At 69.0% G+C, this 16,651-nt stretch carries 3 protein-coding genes; all 3 read right to left on the reverse strand.

From position 1 onward, the window contains the following. Positions 1-23: 23 nt before the first annotated feature. The 3 genes from RIB45_RS10000 to RIB45_RS10010 all read right to left on the reverse strand — a co-directional run bounded on the left by RIB45_RS10000 (position 24) and on the right by RIB45_RS10010 (position 16,603). Complete coding sequence (locus tag RIB45_RS10000) at positions 24-3,692, reverse strand: type I secretion system permease/ATPase (protein WP_350050121.1); 3,669 nt, start codon at positions 3,690-3,692, stop codon at positions 24-26. A 223-nt stretch (positions 3,693-3,915) separates the two neighbouring features. Then, positions 3,916-4,413, reverse strand: coding sequence for a hypothetical protein (locus tag RIB45_RS10005; RefSeq protein WP_350050122.1), 498 nt, complete (start codon positions 4,411-4,413; stop codon positions 3,916-3,918). Positions 4,414-4,543: 130 nt separating this feature from the next. Beyond that, on the reverse strand, positions 4,544-16,603 hold the full coding sequence (locus RIB45_RS10010; RefSeq protein ID WP_350050123.1) for a cadherin-like domain-containing protein: 12,060 nt from the start codon (positions 16,601-16,603) through the stop codon (positions 4,544-4,546). Between the last annotated feature and the right edge of the window lie 48 nt (positions 16,604-16,651).

Consider the following 16,651-nt stretch of genomic DNA (forward strand, 5'->3'; position numbering starts at 1 on the left):
GCTGCGTCCCGTCTATAGCGCGATCAAGTGCGCGCCGTCTGGATGCGCCCCGCGTTGAGCGCTTCCATCACCACATCCTTCGGCCCGTCGGCGACGATGCGTCCGCCGTCCATCACGATCAACCGGTCGACAAGCGTCAAGAGCGAGCCGCGGTGGGTGACCAGGATCAGCGTCTTGTTCGCCAGAAGCGTGCCGATGCGCGCCTTGAAGCGCGCTTCGGTCGTATTGTCCATCGCGCTGGTCGGCTCGTCCAGCACAAGGATCGGCGGGTCGAGCAGCAGCGCCCGCGCGATCGAAATCGCCTGACGCTGCCCGCCCGACAGGCTCATCCCCCGCTCGCCCACCGGCATGTCGAGGCCGAGCGGATGTTTGGAGATGAACTCGTCCACACCCGCGATGCGCGCGGCCCGCAGGATCGTCGGGTCGTCGGCGTACGGCGCGCCCAGCGCGATGTTCTCGCGCACCGTGCCCCAGAACAGATAGACGTCCTGAGGCACCACGCCGATGGCGCGGCGAAGGTCGGCCGGGTCCAGCTGGCGCGTGTCGGTGCCGTCGACCAGAACGGCCCCGTCCTCGGGATCGTAAAGCCCAAGGATCAGCCGCTCCAACGTCGATTTGCCGGAGCCGATGCGGCCGATGACGCCGACCTTCTCGCCCTGCTCGATCTTGAAGCTGACGTCGTTCAGCGCCTGCGTTTTGGCGTCGGGATAGGTGAAGGCGACGTTCTTGAACTCGATGTTGCCGTGGAAGCTCGGCCGGGTGACGAAGCTGCGTCCTTCGGGCCGCTCCACCGGCGTCTGCATCATCTGATCCAGCCCCTGCAGCGCCTGACGGGACTGGTGGAAGCGCGTGGCGATGCCCGCGATCTGCGACAGCGGCGCCAGCGCGCGGCCGGACAGGATGGTGCAGGCGACCAACGCGCCGACCGACATGTTGCCCTGCTGGATCTCGTAGACGCCGACGACCACGACGGCGACCGTAACCGTCTGCATCATCGTGCCGGAGAAAGTCATCGCCAAGCTGGACCAGCGATGCGCCACCATCGCGGAGCGCGCGGTCTTGTCGACGAAGGTCTCCCAGGCGCGCTGCATGCGCCCTTCCGAGCCGGTCGCCTTGATCGTCTCGATGCCGCTGATCGCCTCGATCAGGATCGCGTTCTTCTGCTGGCTTTCGCGCTGGGTTTCGCGGACCACGCGCTGCATCGGGATTTGCATCAGCATGCCGACGACCACCGTCAGCAGCACGATGAATGCGGGGATGATGACGATCGTCCAGGTGCCGATCACCGAGATGATCGCCAGAAACAGGAAAATGAAGGGCAGGTCGATCAGCGTCGTCATGGTCGACGAGGTGAAGAACTCGCGCAGATGCTCGAATTCGCGCAGCTGATTGGCGAGCCCGCCCGCCGACGGCGGGCGATGCGCCATCTTCATGCCCATCATCTGCTGGAACAGCCGTGCGGCGATCTGCGTGTCGGCGGACTTGCCGGCCACGTCGACCAGATAGGCTCGCAAGAGTTTCAGCAAGAAATCAAACAGATAGACGATCAGGATGCCGATCGCCAGGACCCACAGCGTCTCCTCCGCGAAGTTGGGCACGACGCGGTCATAGACGTTCATGACGAACAGCGGGTTCGCGATCACGAAGGCGTTGATCATGATCGCGGCGATGATGACTTCGACGTAGAGTTTCCAGGAGCCGAAGATCGTGCCCCAGAACCAGCCCTTCGGATCCTTGACCTTGGTTTCCTGGGCGCGTTGGTCGTACTGAAACTCCGGCCGCGCGAAGAGCGCGTAGCCGACATAGTCGGAGGCGAGTTCGGCGTAGTCCACGTCGCGCGCGCCGGCGCCCATCTCCGGCAGGATGATGGTCGCCTTGCCCTCGGCGCGGCGCAAATGGGTCAGCACGCACGCGCGCTGCTGGTCCAACAGCAAAACGCAGGGCAGCGCCAGCTTGCCGATGCTGTCCAGATCCCGGCGCACGAGGCGGGCCGAGACGCCGGCGCGGGCGGCCGCCCGCACGAAGAGCTCCGGCGTCAACATGCCGTCGACCAGCGGCAGGCCCGATGTGAGACCCTCAGCGGAAATGTTGCGATCAAGCAAGGTGCACAGGATGGTGAGGGAGCCGAGCAGCGGATCGTCCTTGGTCCCCGGGCTCGGCTTGATCTGCCAGCGTTTTGCGGCCCCCTCGCGCCTGTCGTCTTCGGCGCGCGTCTGGCCGCGACGATCGGCGCCGTCTCGCCGCTCGCCGCGCGGGACGGGCTCGCCGTCGAGCGCGTCGTCGCCGCTCTCGCTCTCGGATCCGTCGGCCGTCTCGTCCCCCGCGGCCCCGGACCCGGCGGCGTCACGGCCCGGCGGGCGATCCTCCTCGTCCTCGTAGAGCGCGGACACCTCCCTGGTCGCCGACGCCGCGCGCGGCTCCGGCGCCTGACCGTGCGCGGTGCCGGCGCTCAACGCCTCAAGATAGGCCTTCAAACTTTGCTCCGACAGCAGATCGCGATCGCCGCGTCCGGCGTCGGGGTCGACCTTGGCGGGATCTTCGGGCGCAGTCGCGCCCTCGGCCTCCTTCGGGTCGAGCAGATCCCCGCTCGCCTCATCCGGGCGCGGCGCGTCAGGGGCCGTCTTCGTCCCGCCCGTCTGCCCGGCGCCCGTCTCCTTCGCCCCCGTCTCCTTTGCCCCCGTCTCCTTTGCCCCCGTCTCATGGACGCGCGGACCGTCGGCCGTCGCGCCGGCGGCGGCGCCTTCCGGCGCGTTCACCCGCTCCGCCGCTGCGGCCGCCTCGAAAGACCGCTCGGCGTTCTCCTCAATGTCGTGCGGGGCGGCGGCCGCCTCAGCCTCCGCCGCGCTCAGCGCGTCGTCGCCCGCCAGACTTCCATCCCGACCCGCCTCGTCCTCGGCCGCCGGATCGAACGGGCTGTCGTCCCAGCCGGGTCCGTCCAGCGGCGCCTCGAAGTCGGCGTCGAAGTCGGCGTCGAAGTCGGCGTCGAGGTCGGCGTCCGCCTCACGCAGCTCGGATCCGGCCGCTCCCAGTTCCTCGTTTGGGCGATCTTCTGGGCGATCCTCTGGACGATCCGCTGGGCGGCGCGGCGCGGCGGGGGCCTCGCCGGCGCCGGCGAACGTCCCGCCGGTCAGAAAGTCGCGCGCTTGCCCCTCCGCTTGCGGCGGCGCGGGAATTTCGAAATCAAAGTCCTCGGGCGGCGTCTCCCGTGCGCGGGGGGACGGCCGTTGCGGCGGCGATTGCGCGGCCGCCTTAGCTGCAGGGGGCCGAGAGGCCGCTCCAGCTTGGGGCGAAGCGCGCGAGGCGGCCTCGTCGGAAGAACGGGTCTCGCTCGAAGAACGGGTCTCGCTCGAAGAACGGGCCTTGGGCGCGCGGGTCGGGCCGGCGTTCAATATCTGGTCCACCGCCTCGGCCCCGGCGACGATACGACGCCCGGGACCCGACTTGTCAGACTTCTGAGCGTCCGACGGTTGAGGCGGGCCGCCCGTGCCGCCCGACGCGCCGGGCGGCGGACCGGCGGACGGTCGGCCGGCGGATGCGCCTGAGGGGGCACCTGAGGGGGCGCCTGACGGTTGGGGCCGCCCGGCGCGCTGCTTGCGCGGCGGCTCGTCCTCCAACATCGCGCGCGCGACGATGGATTCGAGCGACTCGTCCTCGCCCGCGCCGCCGCCTTTGTCGTCGTCCCGATCCGCCATCTCGCCCCGAAGGTCCCCGCTCCTCGAGCGCCGGCCTCTGAACGCGTGTCGCGCAACAGCGGCCGTCGCCGGAATCGCCTCGGGCGTGCGGACAAGCCTTCGCCCGCGCGCCGTATCGCCATCTCGTTGAGAATCCTAGCACAGGGCGTGCCATCCGCCCAGCGCAAGCGGATCCGAAGGAGCGCCAACGGGGGGGCGTCCAAACGGCGTGCGGTCGCTCGGCTCAGCCGTCGTCTTCGCGCTTGGGCAGTTCAACCCACGCCGGCTGCCGGTACCCCTCCGGCCAAAGTTGGAGGCCTTGGATCGTGCGATGCCAGCCTTCGACCAAGTCCATTCCGTCCGGACGGGCGCGCAGGATCAGCGGCTCCTTCGGCGGGCCGGCGCGCTCCAGCCGCGCTCGCTGGGCGGCGTGCTTGCGCGCGTCGTCCCGAAAACCGGTCAGCTCGCCGTCGGTTCGGGCGCGCAGTCGCTCGCGCGTCCGGGGGGTGAAGAGCGCCGGCGTCACAAGCACCTCGCCGAAGCTGAACCGCCGCCGACTGTAGTAGGGGATCAACTCCCGCGCGCGCTCCGGCCGGTGCGCGTAATTCTTGTAGATGAAATCGATCAGCACATAGTCGGGCATGTCCGGAAACCAATTCCGGAACAGGTCCAGATCGATCGGGGTCGCCCGGATCGACCGCTCGGCGGCGCGCGTCGCCCCTTCGAAGGTGCGCTTCGTCATGGCGTCCCCGTTTAGCATAGAAAAAGGCGGCGGGCACCGACCTTGCCCGCCGCCTTAAGGGCTCGCATGCGCGCCGATCGCTCGGGCGCGCAAAGCCCCTCACCAGCCGCCCGCAGGCGTCCGACCGAAATCAGACGCTGGGCGGCTCCTCCCCACCGGAGTCGGTGAGCCCTGGTTCGACCGGCGCGACGAACACGATGCCCGCATCGCTCGGGGCCGGCGCGTCGCCGCCGTCGGTCATGACGTCTTCCTGCATGTTCACGAGCTCCTCGGCGTCGAGCACCCCGTCGGCGTCGCCGTCGGCGTCGTAGCTCGCCATGTTGCCGGAGGCGCCGAAGGTCTCGGCGTCGACGCCCACCAGCTTGATCGCGTCGCCCTGCTCGCCGAGGCGAATGACCGTGTCGTCGCCGTCCTGAACGATCGAGAGGTCGTCGGCCTCGTAGCCGCTGATGAACAGCTGGTCGGTCCCCATCTCGAAATCGTTGATGGTGTCGACGCCGTCGCCCTTGGCGAAGAAGAACACGTCGTGCTCCCCGTCGCCGGAGCCGCCTTGATCGCCGCCCCAGAGCTGGTCGCCCGCCTCGAAGCTGTCGAGCGCCGCGTCGACGGAAGACATGTCCACGACCGCGTCGTCGAAGTCTTCGTCGCCGCCCTGCCACAGATCCTCGAAGCCGATCGAGCCGTCCTCGCCGATGGTGATGTGCACCTCGCCGTCCGGGTTGAGATCGGCCGCGCCGGAGAAGTAGGCGGGCGCGTCCTGACCCGACAGCGTGACGCCGTCGGCCACCGCGACGAAGTCGCCGTCCTGATTCTGGTCGAAGGTGACGGAGAGACCGTTGCTGAGGTTGGCGTTCTGATCGGCCCCGTCGGGGATGATGAAGAAGCCGACGTCGTCCGCGGAGAAGCCGTCCAGCAGGATCTCATGCGTGGCCCCCACATCGGTCTGATGCAGGTTCGACCAGATGATCTCGCCGCTTTCCGGCCGGCCCTGCTCGTCCATGACGTAGTAGCCGACGGAGTTGGAGTAGCTGGCGTTGGTTCCCTCGAAGGTGACCGTGACGCTCTCGGAGAAGCTGGCCTGGCCGGCGTCCGTGCCGCCCATGATCCAGTCGCGTCCCGACCCGCCGACGACGATGTCGTCGTCCGCGCCGCCGCGCAGGTCGTCGTTCCCCGCCATGCCGAAGACCTGATCGTCGCCCGTTCCGCCGTGGAGGAAGTCGTCGGCGTCGGCGACCTGCATCGGCTGGTCGGCGTCGTCGCCGTCCTCCTCGTCGGTCGCCGCGGCGGTCGCGGTGATCGCCACCTCGGTGAAGTGGAACTCCACCCGCTCGTTGCTGGAGGTCGACTGGTTGAGGTAGCCGCCGAGCGTGATCTCATGCGAGCCCTGGCTCAGCTCCGGCAGGTCGATGGTGACCGTCTTCCAACCGGTGTCGCCGCCGCCGGCCACCCGCTCGACGTAGCTTTCGCCGTCGACGCCGAGCGTCTGGCCGTCGATCGAGACCATGAGATCGGCGATCTCGTCCTCTTCGAAGTGGTTCGCCATCTCGACCTTGTAGCTGAAGGTGAGCTTGGCGCCCGTGACCGCCTGATCGACGGTGAAGCTCCGGCTGTAGCCGCCCGACATCCCGTCGGTGACGTCGGCCCCGCCGCCGCCGCCCAGCGTGACTTCGATCTGGCCGTCATTCTGTTTGTAGCGGCCGTGCTCCTTGTCGTCATTGTCGCCGCCGCCGAAGACGCCGTCCTCGTAGGAGAAGCCGCCGACGTCGTCGTCGAAGTCCTCGGAGAGAAGCGTGACGGTCTCGCCGGCCTCTGCACCGCCGCCGTCGCTCGCCCCCGCCTCGGGCAGGTCGGCGATGAACTGCGCCGCACCCTTCTGGTAGAGCTCGGAGACCTGATCGGCGCTCAACGGTCCGTCGAAAAGCGCGGGATTGTCGATCCGCCCGTTCAGATAGGTGTGCAGGTTGTTCGCCTCGTCGTCGCCGGAGTTGCGCTGGCTCGCGCCGAACGTCCAGGGGTTCTGGTTGTTCGCCGGGCTCCAGTCGCTCTCGACGCTGTCGACGGCCTCGCCGTTGACGTAGAGGGTGACGGCCTCGCCGTCCCAGCTGACGGTCGCGTTGTACCAGTTGCTCCAGTCGACGTCGCCGCCCTTCAGATAGAGCGACTCGCCCTCGGTCTGGATGCGGACCTCCACTTCGCGATCGCCGTTCACCTCCATGTTGAAGTGACCGCCGTCGTCGTAGTTGGAGCTGTCCTTGGACGCGATCGCGCCGTTGTTCCAGGCCAGGAAGTCGACCGAGAAGGCGCCCGTCTCGACCTCCATCGAGGCGTCGTGCGGCACCTCGATATAGTCGCCCGAGCCGTCCATCTGGGCGGCCTCGCCGAAGCGGCCCTGGCCTTCGCCCGTGCCGCCCTTGGCGACGCCGGTCAGGCCGTTGACGGCGTCGGTCAAGGTCTCGTTCGAGCCCCAGGTCGCATCCTCGAGCGCGAAGTGGAACACCGCGCTCGGCCCGTCCGAGGCCGCACCGTCGCCGCCCTCGTAGACCGCGCCGACCTCGTCGCCGAGCCCGTCGATGGTCAGCGTAGCGCTCGAGGTCGCGCTGTCGTCGTTCGACGCCTCGCTGGAGCCGACCGACAGGGTGAGCGTGATCTCGGACTGCACGGCGGATTCCTCCGCGTACATCTGCAGCCCCTCGAGGTCCTCGGCCGCGATCGTCACCGTGCCGTCCGCGTTGACCGTGCCGGCGCTGAAGGTGACGCCCTGCGGGACGTTCGAGATCGTGATCTCGGAGAGGCTCTCAGAGCCGTCGGTGTCGCTCAACGCGGCGGCCGCATTGATGTTGTAGGTGTAGGTCGTCGGCCCGTCGCCGCCCGCACCGGATCCCTGGCCGGAGCCGGAGCCTGAGCCGGACCCGTGAGCGTGACCGGATCCCGAGCCCGAACCCTGGGCGTGACCGGATCCCGAGCCCGAGCCGGAGCCCGCCCCCTGGCCGGCCGCGCCGGAACCCGAGCCGGACCCTTGGGCGGCCGCGCCGGAGCCCGAGCCGGACCCTTGGGCGGCCGAGCCGGAGCCGGACCCGGCGCTCTCGGCGCCGCTGGCGTCCACCAGTTCGGCCTGAACCGAGATGCTGGGCGCGTCAGCCACCGCCTGCACCGCGAAGGTCGCGGTCGCCGTCTGCATCGTCGTCCCGTCGGAAACCGAGTACTCGACGCTGTCGCTCCCGGACCAGTCGCCGTCCGGCGTATAGGTGTGAGTGCCGTCGCCGTTGTCGGTCAGCTCGCCGTTGCTCGGCTGGCCCATGAAGACCACGGTCGAGCCGGCGGCGTCGCCGCCCAGCAGGTCGGCCGCGTCGAAGGTGATCGAGCCGTCCTCTTTGAGCGAGAAGGACTCGTCCTGCGCCGCGCCCGGGGTGTCGCCGTAGAGCACGTCGTCGCCCTGCTGGCCGTAGATCGTGTCCTCCCCGGCCCCGCCGGTGAGCGTGTCGTCGAAGCTGGCGTCGCCGCCGGCGTCGATCTCGGGAATCTCGACCGTCAGCGTCGTGCTGGTCGAGCCGGTATCGGTCTCGCCGCGGTCCGGATCGGTGTCGACCGAGGTCGTCTCGACCGTCAGATCGAAGCTCTCCGTTCCCGCCGGGACCGACACCTGCAGCCCGTCCAACTGCGCGGGGGTCAGCGTATGGCTGGAGGCCCCGGAGAAGCTGTCGCCCGCCGTGTTGGTGAAGACCGCGCCCTCCGGCGCGCCGCTGATGGTGACCGACAAGGTTTCCGAGCCGTCGACGTCGTTGTCGCCGGTCGTGATCGTCAACGGCGCGGTGAAGGTCCCGGTCGCCTCGGCCGGCTCCGCCTCGTCGCCGTAGATCACATCGTCGCCCTGCTGGCCGTCGATGACGTCGTCGCCGGCGCCGCCTTCGAGAACGTCGTCGTAGCTGGCCGAGCCGCTCGGGTCCGCGACCTCCAGGGAGGAGGTGAAGGCCTCATCGAAATGGACCTTCACATCGACCTGCTGGCCGTCCTCGAACAGGCGATAGGTGCCCTCCGCGCTGTCCGCGGTGAAGTACGTCTCGCTATTCGCCGGAATGGTGATCGTGTGCTCCTCGCCGGAGCCGTAACGGTCGAGCGTGACCTCCCGATCCTCGTCGGAGCTGTTGCGGATGCGCAGAACCTGGGCGTCGCCCTCGTCGGTCGAGAGCTTGCCCATGCTGGTGAGCCGCAGCCCGCTGTCGCCGGTCCCGGCGTCGTTTCCGTCGTAGGCGATTGTGTAGTCGCCGTGCTCGCTCAACGCCTCGACCAAGGTATAGCCGGAGCCGGACTGCACGCCCTCGGAGCCCGCAGCGCCGCCCGAGGCGTCGCCGCCGTCGCCGTCGATGACGTCGTCGCCGGCCGCGCCGTCGATCGTATCGTCGCCGGCGCCGCCGGTCAGCACGTCGTCGCCCGCCCCCCCGGCGATCACGTCGTCGCCGTCGGTCCCGGTCTCGGTGACGCCGGTTTCGCCGGAGCCGCCTTCGCCCGGGCCGGGCTGATAGGTCGCGGTCGCGTTCTCAGCCGTCAGGTCGATCTGGTCGACGACGGGGGAGACGAAGACCGTGAAGGTCTCGCTGTCGCTCGCCTGGTCGCCGTCGTCGTCCTCGGAAGAGACGCTCAGCGTCAACTCGACCTCGCCCGAGAAGTCCTCCGGCGCCTTCATCTGCAGCCCGTCCAGATCGGCCGCCTGCAGGGCGAAGGACCCGCCGCCCAGCGCGACGCCCGCGCTCAACAGCGCGCCCGTCGGCAGGCCGGAGAGCGTGATCGTCGGGTTGGACGAGCCGTCGCCGGTGGTCAGGTTCGCGTCGACATTGAGCGCGATCCATTGATCCTCGGCGCCCTCGCCGTCGGCCGCAACGGCGTCCGCGGTCGGATCGGCGCTGTCGGCGATGTCGAGCGTGGCGGTCGCCGCGCTCTCGTCGCCGTCGGCGTCGGTGATGGTGTAGGTGAAGCTCTCGGCCCGCAGATCGCCTTGGCTGTGATCGACCGAGGCGTTCACCTGGAAGCTGTAGCCGCCGTCGGCGTTCACGGTCAGCTCGCCGGTGCGGGTGGTCACCGTCTCGCCGGCTTGCGCCGTCTGCTCGTCGCCGTTGGCGTCGGTGTAGGTGAAACCGGTCACGCTCGCGCCGTCGGGGCCCTGATCGTCGTTGGCCATCAGGTTGCCGGTGATCGCCCCGTCGCCTTCGCTCACTTGGCCCAGATCGTCGTCGACCGCCGTCGGGACCCCGTCGGTGACGGAGATGTACTGGGTCGCGGAGGATTCCGAGCCGTCGCTGTCGGCGATGGTGTAGGTGAAGGGATCGGACAGATCGCCGCCGCTGTGAGTCTCGCTGGCGTCGGAGGTGTAGCTCCAAGACCCGTCGGCGTTCACCGTCAGCGTGCCGTACTGGGTGTTCGTCGGCTGGCCGACGACGCCCTGCTGCGTCGCCCCGCTCTCGTCGGTGTAGGTGAAGCCCGTCACCGTCACCGCGCCGTCCGAGCCCTCGACGTCGTTGTTCAGCACATTGCCGGCGATCGTGTTCGAGCCCTCGGCCACGCCCTGCGCGGCGTCGTCGGACGCGATCGGCCCGGCGCCGTCGGTGATCTCGATCGCCTGCTCGGCGGTCGAGACGTCGCCGTCGGCGTCCGTGATGGTGTAGCTGAAGCCGTCCGCGACGGCTCCGGCGTCGTTATCCACGCTGGCGTTCGGCGCGAAGCTCCAGGAGCCGTCGGAATTGACCGTCAGCGACCCGTTCTGCGTCGTCACCGTGGCGCCGGCCTGCGCGGTCTGCGCCGCGCCGTTCGCGTCGGTGTACTCAAAGCTAGTCAGCGTCGCGCCGTCCGGCCCCTCGTCGTCATTGTCCATGACGTTGCCGGTGACCGCAGCCGCCCCTTCCTCGACGGACGCCGTCGCGTCGTCGACCGCCGTCGGCACGCCGTCGGTGACCTCGATGGTGAAGCCGGCGGTGTCGCTCTCGACGCCGTTGGAAAGCGTGTAGGTGAAGCTCTCGCTCAGCGTCCCGGCGGAGTGATCCTCGCTCGCATCCGAGACATACGTGTAGGATCCGTCGGCGTTGACCGTCAGCGAGCCGTATTGAGTGTCCACCGTCTGGCCGGCGTCGGCCGACTGGGTCGAGCCGTCTTCGGCGGTGTAGCTGAAGGCGGTGACCTCGGCCCCATTGTTCGCGACGTCGTTGTCGAGCAGCGCGCCCGAGACGCTCTCGCCGCCTTCGGCGAGCGTCTGCGTCCCGTCGTCGACCGCGTCGATCTCCGGCGGCAGCTCGGGGCCGTCGAGAACGACGTCCTCCCAATCCTGCACGGTGAGCCCAAGCGCCTCGAAGGTCTGCTCCGCGCCGCTGTCGGTGGTCGCGTCGGCGTTGTCGGCGATGAACTGCTGCAGCGCCCGCAGGTCGGCGACGACCGCCGGATCCTGCAGATCCTGTTCGCTGTAGCGCACCGTCAGCGTGTCGGTCCCGACGCCGCCGTCGTAGCGCTCGCCCGCGCCGCCTTCGCCGACGGTGAAGACGCCGCTGTCGGCACCGTCGCCGGCGCGGACGTCGTCGATCCCCGACTGGCCGTCCACCGTATCGTCGCCGGTTCCGCCGGTTATCGTGTCGTCGCCGCCGCCGCCGTAGATCCGGTCGTCGCCCGCGCCGCCGTCGAGGACGTCGTCACCCGGCTCGGAGCCGCCGGAATTCTGGACCAGCGCTTCGTTGCCGATCACCGAATCGTCGCCGAAGGCGATCGCCTCGACGTTGTTCACGGTCAGCATCTCGCCCGTATCGTTGTCGATGATCTGGGTGTTGATGGAGCCGTTGTTGTTGGTGAAGTTCTGGAACGTATAGTCGCTCTGGTTCTTCGCCAGAGTGAGCACGTCGTCCCCAGCGCCGCCGTCCGTCGCGGCCGGCCCCTGGATATCGCCCTTGAGCGTGAGGCTGTCGTCGCCTTCGCCCATGTTGAGGTTGGCGCCCTGCTCGGTGTCGCCCTCCACGGTCAGCTGGTCGTCCCCGCCGCCCATGTGGAAGTTCTCGTTCATGGCGAGGTCGCGCTCGACCGTGAAGTCGTCGGCCCCGTCCGTGCCCTGGTGGTTCATGCCGCCGTCGTCGACGAAGTCGTTGCCGTCGCCGCCCTGGCCGCCGATCGTCATGCCGTCGAAGGCGTCCGCGAAGGTGAAGGTCGCGTCGGCGGAGTCGGCCGTCGGCAGATCGCCTTCAGCGAAAGCGTCGTCGAGGATCGTCAACTCGCCCTCGCCCGGGCCGTAGCCGTCGACCGCATTGTTTCCGGCCTTGACCGTCGCGGCGACCAGGGTGGTCCCCGGATAATTGTCGGCCACGAACTGGTCGAGCGGCAGGTCGTCCGGATCGCTGACGCCGTCTGCGCCGTCCGGGAAGTCCTCGATCTTCACCTTGGTGAAGGACCCGTCTTGGGCTTGCAGGTAGAGCACGACGTTCGACAGATCGTGCTCGAAGCTCGGGAACTGATCGCCCCCGCCGGCGTCGCCGCCGCTTTCCACGTCGTCGCCGTAGATCAGGTCGTCGCCGCCCTGGCCGAAGATCGTATCGTCGCCCGAGCCGCCGGTGATGGTGTCGTCGCCGGCCTCGGCGCTCGACACCGTGACCGAGATCTGGCCGGTCACGACGTTGGAGGCGTCGGTCGAGCCGTCGTCGGCGTCGGTGTCCAGCGTCTGGGCGGAAACGGTAAGCGTGTAGTCGCCCGTCCCTTGCGGCGTCGAGATCTGCAGCCCCTCCAGCTGATCGCTGGAAAGCTGCGCCTCGCCGTCGCTGATCGCGATGACGTCGCCGGCCGCGTTGCTCAGCGTCGCGCCGTCCGGAATGTCGCTCAACGTGACGGTGAGCGCTTCCGAACCGTCGACGTCGACCAGCGCCGCGTCAATATCCAGATCGGCGACGTTCTCGCCGTCAAAGCTGTCGCCGTACAGGACGTCGTCGTCGCCCATGCCGTCGATCGTATCGTCGCCGCCGCCGCCGTAGAGAACGTCCGCCTCCGCGCCGCCGTCGATGTCGTCGTCCGTGCCGGGATCGCCCAGCGCGTCCGCCGTCCCGTCGACGCTCAGCGTCGGATCGTCGGCGTCGACCTCAACCGTCACCGGCAGCGGATTGGTCGCCGTGGCGACGCTGTCGTCCAGCAGGTTCGTGACCGTGGTGGACACGCTGAGGTCGAAATCGTCGCCCGAATGCTCAGGCGGCAGGATAGTGAGGCCGTCCAACTGGTCGGGGCTCAACGTCACGCTGCCGTTCTGGGCGATCTCGTCGCCGTTCGCGTCGAACAGCTTGGCGCCTTGCGGGATGTCGGAAATCGTGACCGCAAGGGTCAGCACGCCCGTCGGCTCGGCCAGCGCCGCCGAGAGGTTGAGCGCGATCTGGTTGTCCTCGACGCCCGTCGCCGGGCCGAGGCTGAGCTCGACGTCGGTGTTGGGAGCCGGTCCCTCGAAGGAGACGTCCTCCCAGTCCTGGACGGTCACGCCCAAGGCCTCGAAGGTCCGCTCCGCGCCGCTGTCGGTGCTCGCGTCGGAATTGTCCGCGATGAACTGCTTCAGCGCCACCATGTCGGCCGCGATCGCAGGATCGGCCAGATCGTCCGCGCTGTAGCGCACGGTCAGCTGGTCGGTCCCGACGCCGCCGTCATACCGCTCGCCCGCGCCGCCTTCGCCGATGGTGAAGACGCCGACGTCGTCGTCGTCGCCCGCATGCACGTCGTCGATCCCGGCGCCGCCGTCGAGCGTGTCGGACCCGACGCCGCCCGAGAGCGCGTCGTCGCCGCCGTCGCCGTCGATGACGTCGTCGCCTTCCTGGCCGAAGATCGTGTCGTCGCCCGAGGCCTCGGCCGGGGTCGTGTACTCGTAGTCGATCGAGGTGATCCAGTAGTCCGAGCTGTCGCCCTCATTGCCGCCCTGGCCGTCGGCGTAGGGCTGGGCCGTGAAGACCAGCTGGTCGATCGTCACCCCGTCCGGCAGGTCGACCGAGATGTCGCCGACATTGCCCGGCTCCGGGATCATGAAGGCGGACTCCGCCACCAGCTCGCCGTCGGAATAGGCCTGCCAGTATCCCTGCTCGCCGCCCGAGCCCTCGGTCGAATAGAGGTTGGAGACGCCGACCGTGACGCCGCTGACCGGATTGTCGAAATCGACGATCAGCTGTTCGGAGACGCCCTCCGTCGGGTCGTAGCCGAGCTGACCGGCGACGCCGCTTTCCGGCGTACCCTTCACGCCGATCGCCTGACCGTCGTTCGAACCGCCGACCGACACGTTGGAGGTCGCGGCGTCGGACAGCGTGCCGTCCGAATTGATCACCCGCGCCGAGACGGTGAAGCCGCTGTCGGCCGCATCATAGTTCGCGGCCGTGATCTGGCCCGTCTGGACCTCGCCCTCTGCGAGCCCGCCGTCGCCGCGCAGGACGTCGTCGCCCTCGTTGCCGAAGATCGTATCGTCGCCCGCGCCGCCGGAGATCGTGTCGTCGCCCGGCACGCCCGCCTCGGAGACCGAAACCGAAATCGTATCAGTCACGAGATCGGACGTATCCGTCGTGCCGTCGTCGGCGTCGGTGTCGACCGTCTGGGCCGAGACGCCGATGTCGAAGTCCGGCGTATCGCTGTCGACCTCAAGCGTCAGGTCCGAGAGCTGATCGCCAGACAGCGTCGCCACGCCGCCGACGATGGCGACCGCGGCCCCGCCGGCCGTCAGCGTCGCGCCCGACGGCAGGTTGGAGAGCTTGACCGTCAGCTCTTCCGAGCCGTCCTGATCGACCAGCGCCGAGGAGACGTCGAGATCGATCTGCACCCGGCCCTCGAATTCGTCGCCGTGCAGCTCGTCGTCGCCGGCCAGGCCGTCGATCGTGTCGTCGCCGCCGCCGCCGTAGATCGTGTCGCCGTCGGCCGTGCCGTCGATATCGTCGTCCGTGCCCGGATCGGCGATCACATCGGCGGTCTGATCGACGCTGAGGGTCGGGTCGTCCGCCACCTCCCGGACCGTGACGGGCACGGTCGACGGGCCGGCGGTCGTGATCTCGCCGGTGACGCTGTTGCTCGCGGTCGCGCTGACCGTCAGATCGAAATCGTCGGCCGAATGCTCGCCCGCCTGGATCGTCAGGCCTGCGAGGTCGGCGGCGCTCAGCGTGTAGCTGTCGGATCCGGTGTAGGTCGTCCCGTCCGCGGTCGTCAGCGTGGCGTCCGTCGGCACGTTCGAGAAGGTGACGTCGATCGAGACGTTCTCGTTCGCGCTGGGGAGACTCGCCGAGACGTCGAGCGCGATCGGCTGGTCCTCGTAGCCCTCCGCCTCGCTTACCGACAGTTCGACCTGCGGGGTCGTGTCGGTGATGACGATGTTCTGCGTCGCCGACGAGGTGTCGCCGTCGCCGTCGGTGATCGTGTAGGTGAAGCCGTCGGTCACGGACGACTGGCCGTCATGATCGATCGACGGATCGGCCGTGAAAGTCCAGGAGCCGTCGGAATTGACGGTCAGCGAGCCGTACTGGGTGTCCACCGTCTCGCCCGCGTCGGCGATCTGGCTGGAGCCGTCTTCCGCCGTGTAGGTGAAGCTGGTGACGCTCGCCCCGTCCGGACCTTCCGTATCGTTGTCCATGACGTTGCCGGTCGCGACCGTCGCTTCGCCGCCGCCCTGTTCGCCGATCGTCATGCCGTCGAACGCGTCGTTGAAGCTGTGCGTCGCGTCCGCGTGCGCGGCGGTGGGCAGATCGCCTTCCGTCAGGCTGTCGTCGAGGATGGTCAGCTCGCCCTCGCCCGGGCCGTAGCCGGGCGTGGCGTTGGCGCCGGCCTTGATCGTGGCCGCGACCAGCGTCGTCCCCGGATAGGTGTCGGCGACGAACTGGCTGAGCGGCAGATCGTCCGGATCGCGCACGCCGTCCTGGCCGTCCGGGAAGTTCTCGATCTTCACCTTGGTGAAGGACCCGTCGTCGGCCTGCAGGTAGAGCACCACGTTCGACAGATCGTGATCGAAGCTCGGGAAGTCGTCGCTGGCGCCGCCTTCCTCGATCGTCACTGTGGGATCGTCCACCGCAACCGGCACGCCGTCGGTGACGGTGATATACTGGGTCGCCGTCGCTTCGGAGCCGTCCTGGTCCGCGATCGTGTAGGTGAAGTTGTCCGGCAGATCACCGGCCGAGTGATCCTCCGTCGCATCCGAGACATAGGTCCAGGAGCCGTCGGAATTGACGGTCAGCGAGCCGTACTTCGTATCGACTGTTTCGCCCGCATTCGCCGTCTGGCTGGAGCCGTCCTCGGCGGTGTAGGCGAAGCTGACGACGGTGATCGGGCCGTCCGAGCCGGCGTCGTCATTGGCGATCACGTTGCCGGTGATCTGGTTCTCGCCCTCGGCCACGCTCGCGCCGCCGTCGCCGGCGTCGGGGCCGTCGTCATTGGCCGTCGGGCCGGCGCCGTCGGTGATCTCGATCGGCATCTCGGCGCTGGCGGTGTCGCCGTCCGAGTCCGTGATGGTGTAGCTCAGCGTCCCCGTCACCGGGCCGTCGCTGTTGTCGACGCTGTCGGCCGGCGTGAAGCTCCAGGTCCCGTCGCCGTTGACCGTCAGCTCGCCGTCCGGCGTGGTCAGAGCCTGGCCGACCGTCCCGGCGTGCACCGTCCCGTCGGAGTCGGTGTAGCTGAAGCCGGTGACCTCCGTCCCGGCCGGGACCTCGTCCGGGCCGATGTCGTCGTTCGTCAGCAGATTGCCGCTGACGGCCGCCGCGCCTTCCTCGACCGAGACGGCCGCATCGTCGACCGCGACCGGCACGCCGTCGGTGACCGTGATTCCCTGCGACGCGCTCGAGCTGTCGCCGTCGCTGTCGGTCACGGTGTAGGTGAAGGGATCGCTCAGCGGCCCGTTCGAATGGTCCTCCGTCGGATCGGAGACGTAGGTCCAGCCGCCGTCGGCGTTGACCGTCAGCGTGCCGTACTGGGTGTTCATCGGCTGGCCGATGACGCCGTCCTGGGTCGAGCCGTCCTCGGCGGTGTAGGTGAAGCCGGTCACCGTCAGCGGCCCGTCGGTTCCGGCGGAATCGTTGGCGATAAGATCGCCGCCGATGGCGTTCTCGCCCTCGACCACCGTCTGGGGGGTGTCGTCGATCGCCTGCGGGCCGGCGCCGTCGGTGACCTCGATCGGCATCTCGGCGCTGGCGGTGTCGCCGTCCGAGTCCGTGATCGTGTAGCTCAGCGTCCCCGTCACCGGGCCGTCGCTGTTGTCGACGCTGTCGGCCGGCGTGAAGCTCCAGGT

Source organism: Marivibrio sp. (assembly GCF_040218065.1).
Lineage (GTDB): Bacteria > Pseudomonadota > Alphaproteobacteria > UBA8366 > Aestuariispiraceae > Marivibrio.

Excerpts from the sequence above, each read along its gene's own strand:
- RIB45_RS10000 (WP_350050121.1), bottom strand. The coding sequence starts at position 3,692 with ATGGCGGATCGGGACGACGACAAAGGCGGCGGCGCGGGCGAGGACGAG.
- RIB45_RS10005 (WP_350050122.1), bottom strand. The coding sequence starts at position 4,413 with ATGACGAAGCGCACCTTCGAAGGGGCGACGCGCGCCGCCGAGCGGTCG.